The organism is uncultured Zoogloea sp. (assembly GCF_937894855.1).
GTDB lineage: Bacteria > Pseudomonadota > Gammaproteobacteria > Burkholderiales > Rhodocyclaceae > Zoogloea > Zoogloea oryzae.
The window spans coordinates 1-7466 of sequence record NZ_CALAYQ010000033.1; the positions used below are offsets into that span (position 1 = coordinate 1).

Below are 7466 nucleotides of genomic sequence, written 5' to 3' on the forward strand. Positions count from 1 at the left end.
CTGTGCCTGGGGTTTGTGGGGTACGGCTAGGACAGGTGGATCGTCGGATCGTTCACTGGGTTTTGCATCAGCCTGCTAGCGCTGGTGACGAGGCTGATGCCGCGCTTCTCGGGCAGGCCGGCGTCCTTCAGCAGCGGCAGCAACAAGCCACCCAGGGCCAGGATGGTGACGCCGCTGCCGCCGGTAAAGGCGGTGAAGAACGAACACAACAGCGCCGCGGCAATCGACGAGCCAATGGCGCCGCCGCCAAAGCTGGCGGTGAACAACGCGCCCAGCCGCAGGGCGGCGCCGCTGCGGGCAAAGATCAAACCCGCCAGGGTGAACAGCGGCAGCGCCGGCAGGGAGGGATTCACCGTGATCTGGTAGTGGGAGAGGGGCACCGACGCCAGCGGCTGGCCTTCGGACCAGAACAGCGCCAGGGCCAGCCCGCCCAGCACCGCAAAGATCGGCGCCCCGGCCAGCAGGGCCAGCACCAGCCCGATGGCGAAGGGGGCGAGGGGCAACTCGGCCCCGTCGAAGTGCCGGGCAAAGGCGTAGCCGGCGGCGGTGAGGGCCACGCCCAGCACGATGCGCAGTGCCAGCCCGCTCGCGCAGCGGCTCCCCAGCTTGACCCCCAGCACCACGAAGCCCACGGGCATCAGGGCCTGGATCGTCCATACCGGCAGGCCGTAGGCCAGCAGCCGGCCGGCGTCCATCTCGCTGGCGACGAACTGCCAGCTCGCTTCGGCCAGCATCCCGCACAGCACCGCCGCGCTGCCCTTGGCGAAGAGGTTTGCGGCGTGCCGCACGGCCGGATTGCGGGCGCTGGCAAAGCTGTTGCCCAGGCTGGTGAGGTGATTGCCGCGCTCGGCCAGCACCGCGCCGGCCATGGCCAGCACCAGCCCCAGGTGCTGGACGATCATCGGGGCGTTGGCGATGCCCATGCCGTGCAGCGGCCGCAGGGCGATCTCCACCAGCGGGATCAGGGTCATCAGCAGCAGCGCGGCGGAGGCGATGGCTTCGTCGAAGGGCAGTCGGCGCATGGGCGGGCTATTCGGGCGGGGGGTTGGTGCGTGATCGCAAGTCGGACTTAGGTGGGTTCAAGTCCGACTTGAACTTGTTCAAGTTTTACTTGGGACATCTCAGGTTTTTGTTGAACCGGTTCAAGTCCGACTTGAACGGTCGCAAGTTCGGGTTGAACCGATTCAAGTCGGACTTGAACCTGCTCAAGTTGTAGGTCGGACTTCAGTCCGACAACACCCGCCGGGCAGGCTTTGTCGGACTGAAGTCCGACCTACAGGAGGTGGGGGCTGGGGTTTTGTGGGCCGGGCTTCAGTCCGACACCGGCGACTAGCGCTTGCCGGCGCGGTAGTCCTTCAGCAGCTTCATCACCTCGTCGAAGGTCTCGGCCGGCACCATCTTGCCGCGGATGCGGGGGTAGAGCTTGTCGGCGAGGTCGTTCCATTCCTTCATCTGCTCGGGCGTGGGGGTGTGGATCTGCAGGCCGCGTTTCTTCATGGCTTCGACTGCTTCGTCCACTTCCGCCCGGGCCTTGGTGCGCATCTGCAGGCCGGCTTTGGCGCCGGCGGTCTTGAGGGCCTCCTGGGCGGCGGGGCTCATGTCGTCCCAGGCCTTTTTGGTGACCACCAGCGCGCCGACGATGGGTGCCCAGTTGATGTCGAGCATGTGGGGCGCGGTGCCGTAGATCTGGCTGGCCAGCGCGAAATAGGGGGTGGCGGGTACCGTAGTGATCATGCCGGTCTGGATCGACGGCAGGATGTCGCTGGTCTCGAGCGGCACCGGGGTGTAGCCGAGGCTCTTCATGATGTCCTGCTGCTCGGATTCGCCAGCCCAGGCGAAGAACTTCATCTTGCGGTAGTCGTCCGGGCGCACCGCGGCGTCCTTCGAGAAGAAGCGCACCCAGCCGGCGTCGCCCCAGGCCAGCACCACGAAGCCCTTTTCGAGGAACTTGCGCTCCATGCCCGGGCGGAGCTTCTCGCGCACGTAGTCCACCTCATCCCAGCTGCGGAAGAGCAGCGGCATGTTCTGCAGGGCCGAGATGGAGGGCTCGATCTCCCGCAGGCCGACCACCGACAGCAGGGCGCCCTGCAGCTGGCCGATGCGCATCCGGCGGGCCATGTCGGTCTCGCCGCCCTGGCCGCCGTCCGGGTAGATCACGTACTTGGCGCCGTCGCCCTGGGCGCTGCGCCAGGCTTCGCCCACCTCCATCAGCTGGCGGTGGTAGAGGGAGTTCTTGGGGGCCAGGGTGCCGATGCGAAGCTGGCTGGCGGCGTGGGCGCCGGGGGCGGCGTGGGCGCCGGGGGCGGCGAACGCACCGATCAGCAGGCCCAGCAACAGGCCCAGCAGGGAGACGAGGTGGGGGTGGAGGCGGTCGATGAGTCGGTGCATGGCGGGCTCGTCCGGGATGAAAGGGGGTCAGAACAGGTCGTCGGCGGTGTCCAGCAGCCAGCGGGCGCGGCGGCGCATCACCTCGTTGGCCAGCATCTTCGGGCTGCCCGGGGCGTCCTTCACGGCCAGCGCCTGGCCCAGCAGATCGGTGAAGGCGGCCTTGTCGCCAGCCGGCAGGGCGATGCCTTCGGCCTTGGCAACGAAGGCGCCGGCGCTCGTGCCGTGGGCAAGGCGGATCGCGTCGTCGAAGTATTTTTCGGCCTGGGCACGGCTGCCACCCGGGCGGGCGGCCTCGAAGCTGCCCATCAGGCTCGCCATGTCGCCGTCGCCAAAACTGGGGTTCGCATCCCAGGCCAGCCTGGCAAGGCGGGCGGCGAGGGGCAGGTCGGCCACGGTGTCCGGGTCGTCCTTCGAGAGGGAGATCTGCCCGCCCCAGGCCGCGGCGGCCCAGTAGGCGAGGGGCACGTCGGCGGCTTTGAGGCGCAGCGGCGAGGCCGGGTCGGCCAGCTGGCGGCGCAGGTTCGGGTAGGTGTGGTCGAGGGCGGTCAGGGCGTGGTCGCGGGCCCGGCGGTAGAGCCGCGCGGCGCGCTCCCGCAAGCGCTGGGCGGCCTTGGCGTCGGTGGCGTCTAGACGATCCGCATCGAAGGCCACGAAGGCGTAGGCGTACTGGGTGAAGCCGGCGGCCACCGCAGTCGCCAGCCCGGCGTGGTCGGACTGGCTGCGCAGCACGGATTCGGAGAGCTTGAGGTGGTAGGCGCTGGCTTCGCGGGCCAGATCCAGATCATCCTCGGGCGCGCTGCCCTGGCTGGCGAGCTCGTCGGCAAGGCCGTGCATCACCATCTGGCGGGGGGAGCAGGCCGACAGCACGAGGGCTGCCAGGACGATCAGGGCAGAGCGGCAGAAAGGGACGGATGACGCCATGGCGCAGCTTGGATTGCGCCATGCCCGCGGCCGGCGTCGAATGATGAGACGCGGCGGAAGATAGCGGGGCGATGTTGCGGGGGAATGACGGAGCGGTGACGGCGCCGCGTTGCAGGCGTTGAGCTGTAGCTCGAACTGTAGGTCGGACTTCAGTCCGACAAACCCTGCCCGATCAACCCGCCATGTCGATCAAACCGCGTTGTCGGACTGAAGTCCGACCTACAGGGTGGCCCGAGAGATGTGCCGACTCAGAACCCGTGATACCTGTCTGGCCGATGATTGACGCCGATCACCAGGTTGAGCGCCGCGGCGCCGAGGACGGACAGCATCAACTGATGGGGCTCGACGACGAGGAGGCCGGTGGTGAGGATCAGGCTGTCGAAGGCCATCTGCACGGTGCCGGCGCGCCAGCCACGGGTCTTCTGGAGGTAGATGGCCATCACGCCGACGCCGCCGAGGCTGGCGCCGTGGCGGATCAGGATGAGGATGCCGATGCCGATGGCGAGGCCGCTCATCACCGCCGCGAACACCGGGTCGAGGTGGGTGAAGCCGATGAGGCCAGGCACGAGCTCGGTGAAGACGGACAACAGGCCGATCGCGCAGAAGGTCTTGATGGTGAAGCGCGGCCCCAGCGCCTTGTAGCCGAACACATAGAAAGGCAGGTTGATGAGGAAGAGCACCGTGCCGAAACGCCAGCCGCCCAGGTAATGGGCGATGAAGGCTAGGCCGGTGGTGCCGCCGGAGAGCAGCCGCGCCTCCCGCAGCATGACCACGCCGAGGGCGGTGAACAGGCAGCCGATCACCATTGCCTGGATGTCCTCGAGCAGGGTGTGGGGCGCGGCTTGGAGGGGGGCAGTGTCGTGGCTGGGCATTGGGAGCGGGGCGGAAGGTGCGCGGCCACATCATAGCGGCGTGGTCGGCGGGGCGACAGGGGCGGGGTGGACAGGCGGATCGCGGGGCACCCGGCCGTCTGGCCGTGCCATGTGTTGCACAAATGCAGCGGAGTTGGCCCGAAACGGGTTTTCATGGCGTGCGGGTGACATAGTTCTCATCCGCACCGCCCCCGGCAGGCGCATGCTTTCAGCACGCCACAGGAGACCCGGATCCATCCGGCCGCCAGGGAAGGTCAGGATGGCCGGCATTCATTCCGGGCTCTTTGGGGCAGTGCAAGAAGAAAGGAGTTCACATCATGAACCCGCTAGCCTGGTGGATCGACTATTGCGTGGGTGCGGTCAGCACCAGCGCGTCCCGTTTCGAGATGTGGGGCCTGCTGCTCCTCAAGAAGCCCCTCGAAACCCTTGCCGAGCAAGGCAAGGCGCCCGACCCCAAGTAAATCCCCGTCCGCGTTGTTCCCCTGCCCGGGACGGCCCCTGTTTTCAGGCGCCGTCCCGTTGCCATTGCTTGACCAGCATGTAGATCGCCGGAATCACCGCCAGGGTGAGGATCGTGGATGATATCATCCCGCCCACCATCGGCGCGGCGATGGGGCGCATCACCTCGCTGCCGGTGCCGCTGCCCCACAGGATGGGCAGGAGGCCGGCCATGATGGCGACGACAGTCATCATCTTGGGGCGTACCCGCTCGACCGCGCCCTCCATCACCGCCTCGTACAGATCGGCGAGGGTCGGCGTCTCGCCGGTGGCGGCGCGGCGGGCCTTGGCCTCGGCCCAGGCGTGGTCCAGGTAGATCAGCATCACCACGCCAGTCTCGGCGGCCACGCCGGCCAGGGCGATGAAGCCCACCGCCACCGCCACCGACAGGTTGTAGCCCAGTAGCCAGATCAGCCACACGCCGCCCACCAGCGCGAAGGGCACCGAGAGCATCACGATGAGGGTTTCGGTGAGGCGCCCGAAGTTGAGGTAGAGCAGCAGGAAGATCGTCAGCAGGGTGAGCGGGACCACGATCTTCATCCGCTCGATGGCGCGCTCCATGTATTCGAACTGCCCGCTCCAGGCCACGTAGTAGCCCGGCGGAAACTTCACCTGATCGGCCACCGCCTTCTTGGCGTCGGCCACGTAGCCGCCGATGTCGCGGCCGCGGATGTCCACGTAGATGTAGGCCGACAGCAGCGCATTCTCGGTGCGGATGCCCGGCGTGCCCTTGGCGATCACCACCTTGGCCAGCTGGCCGAGGGGCAGCATGGCGCCGTTCATGGTGGGCACCAGCACCTCGCGGGCGATCTGCTCGGGGCTTGAGCGCAGCTCGCGGGGGTAGCGTACCGTCACGCCGTAGCGCTCGCGGCCTTCCACGGTGGTGGTGACCATCTCGCCGCCCAGGGCGCCGGCGATCACGTCCTGCAGTTCGCCCACGGTGATGCCGTAGCGGGCGAGCTGCTCGCGATCCGGCTCGATGTTGAGGTAGAAGCCGCCGGTGATGCGCTCTGCAAAGGCGCTGGTGGTGCCGGGCACCGCGCGCACCACGCCCTCGATGGTCTTGGCGAGGCGTTCCAGTTCGTCCAGATCCTTGCCGAACACCTTGATGCCGATGGGCGTGCGGATGCCGGTGGACAGCATGTCGGTGCGGGCCTTGATGGGCATCGTCCAGGCGTTGGCGACGCCGGGAAACTGCAGCGCGGCGTCGAGCTCGGCGATGAGCTTGTCAGTGGTCATCCCCGGCCGCCACTGGTCGTGGGGCTTGAGGTTGATGATGGTCTCGAACATCTCGACCGGCGCCGGATCGGTGGCGGTGTTGGCGCGGCCGGCCTTGCCGAACACTGACGCGACCTCGGGGAAGCTCTTTATGATGCGGTCCTGGGTCTGCATCAGCTCGGCGGCCTTGGTGACCGACATGCCGGGCAGGGAGGATGGCATGTAGAGCAGGGTGCCTTCGTCGAGGGTGGGCATGAACTCCGAGCCCAGGCGTGAGGCCGGGTAGAGCGTGGCCACCAGCGCCAGCACGGCGAGGCAGATGGTGAGCTTCTTCCAGCGCAGCACGCCGCGGATGATGGGGCGGTAGAGGCGGATCAGCACGCGGTTCACCGGGTTCTGGGCCTCGGGGACGATCCGGCCGCGGATGAACAGCAGCATCAGCACCGGCACCAGGGTTACCGACAGCAGCGCGGCGCTGGCCATCGAGAAGGTCTTGGTCCAGGCGAGCGGCGAGAACAGCCGGCCTTCCTGGCCTTCGAGGCTGAACACCGGCAGGAAGGACACGGTGATGATGAGGAGCGAGAAGAACAGCGCCGGCCCCACCTCGCGGCAGGCGGCGAGCATCGCCTCGGCCCGGTCGGCGGTGGTGTGGCCGTCCGGCAGGCGCTCCAGGTGCTTGTGGGCGTTCTCGATCATCACGATGGCGGCGTCGATCATCGCGCCGATGGCAATGGCGATGCCGCCGAGGCTCATCAGGTTGGAGTTCATGCCCAGCAGGCGCATGGCGATGAAGGCCATCAGCACGCCCACCGGCAGCATCAGGATCGCCACCAGCGCGCTCCTCACATGCAGCAGGAAGACCACGCACACCAGCGCGACGATCAGGGATTCCTCGATCAGCGTCGTCTTGAGCGTGGCGATGGCGCGCTCGATGAGTTCGGAGCGGTCATACACCGGCTGGATCGACACGCCTTCTGGCAGGCCGGGGCCGATCTCTGCGATCTTGGCCTTGAGGTTGCCGATCACCTCCAGCGCGTTCTGGCCGTGGCGGGCCATGGCGATGCCGGCCACCACCTCGCCGTCGCCGTCCAGTTCGGCGATGCCGCGGCGCTCGTCGGGCACCAGCTCGACCCGGGCCACGTCGCGCACCAGCACGGCGGTACCGCGCTCGGCCTTCAGTACCAGCGCGCCGATGTCGTCCTTGCCGCGCAGATAGCCCTTGCCGCGCACCATGTATTCGGTCTCGGCCATCTCGACCACCCGGCCGCCCACGTCGCGGTTGGAATCGCGGATCACCTGGGCGACCTTCATCAGCGGAATGCCGTAGGCGCGCAGCTTCACCGGGTCGACGGTGACCTGATAGGTCTGCACGAAGCCGCCCACCGAGGCCACTTCGGCCACGCCCGGCGCCTTGGCGAGCTGGTAGCGGACGTACCAGTCCTGGATCGAGCGCAGTTCGGCGAGGGTCTTGTCCCGGGCCAGCAGCACGTATTGATAGACCCAGCCCACGCCGCTGGCGTCCGGCCCGATCTGCGGCGTGACGCCCTTGGGCATGCGACCGGCGGCGAA

The 7466-nt window shown here is 67.9% G+C and carries 6 protein-coding genes; 1 reads left to right on the top strand and 5 read right to left on the bottom strand.

Going from position 1 to position 7466, the window contains the following annotated elements:
• Positions 1 to 26 precede the first annotated feature (26 nt).
• The 4 genes from Q0672_RS03170 to Q0672_RS03185 all read right to left on the bottom strand — a co-directional run bounded on the left by Q0672_RS03170 (position 27) and on the right by Q0672_RS03185 (position 4181).
• On the bottom strand, positions 27 to 1022 hold the full coding sequence (locus Q0672_RS03170) for a TRAP transporter small permease subunit (protein WP_298619630.1): 996 nt from the start codon (positions 1020 to 1022) through the stop codon (positions 27 to 29).
• 307 nt (positions 1023 to 1329) lie between these two features.
• Positions 1330 to 2388 carry a TRAP transporter substrate-binding protein DctP gene (gene dctP / locus Q0672_RS03175; RefSeq protein WP_298619631.1) on the bottom strand — a complete coding sequence of 353 codons (1059 nt, stop codon included), beginning with the start codon at positions 2386 to 2388 and terminating at the stop codon, positions 1330 to 1332.
• Between the two features lie 27 nt (positions 2389 to 2415).
• On the bottom strand, positions 2416 to 3309 hold the full coding sequence (locus Q0672_RS03180; protein ID WP_298619632.1) for a TRAP transporter TatT component family protein: 894 nt from the start codon (positions 3307 to 3309) through the stop codon (positions 2416 to 2418).
• Positions 3310 to 3557: 248 nt separating this feature from the next.
• Positions 3558 to 4181 (bottom strand): YitT family protein, encoded by a 624-nt coding sequence (locus Q0672_RS03185; protein WP_298619633.1) that lies wholly within the window; start codon positions 4179 to 4181, stop codon positions 3558 to 3560.
• Between the two features lie 317 nt (positions 4182 to 4498).
• Here Q0672_RS03185 and Q0672_RS03190 point away from each other — a divergent pair, with 317 nt between their 5' ends.
• Entirely contained in the window at positions 4499 to 4642 is a 144-nt protein-coding gene (locus Q0672_RS03190; protein WP_284186335.1) for a hypothetical protein, read from the top strand.
• A 43-nt stretch (positions 4643 to 4685) separates the two neighbouring features.
• On the opposite strand, the gene Q0672_RS03195 is transcribed toward Q0672_RS03190, so the two are convergent.
• On the bottom strand, positions 4686 to 7466 hold a 2781-nt coding region (locus tag Q0672_RS03195), incomplete at its 5' end, for a CusA/CzcA family heavy metal efflux RND transporter (RefSeq protein ID WP_298619635.1).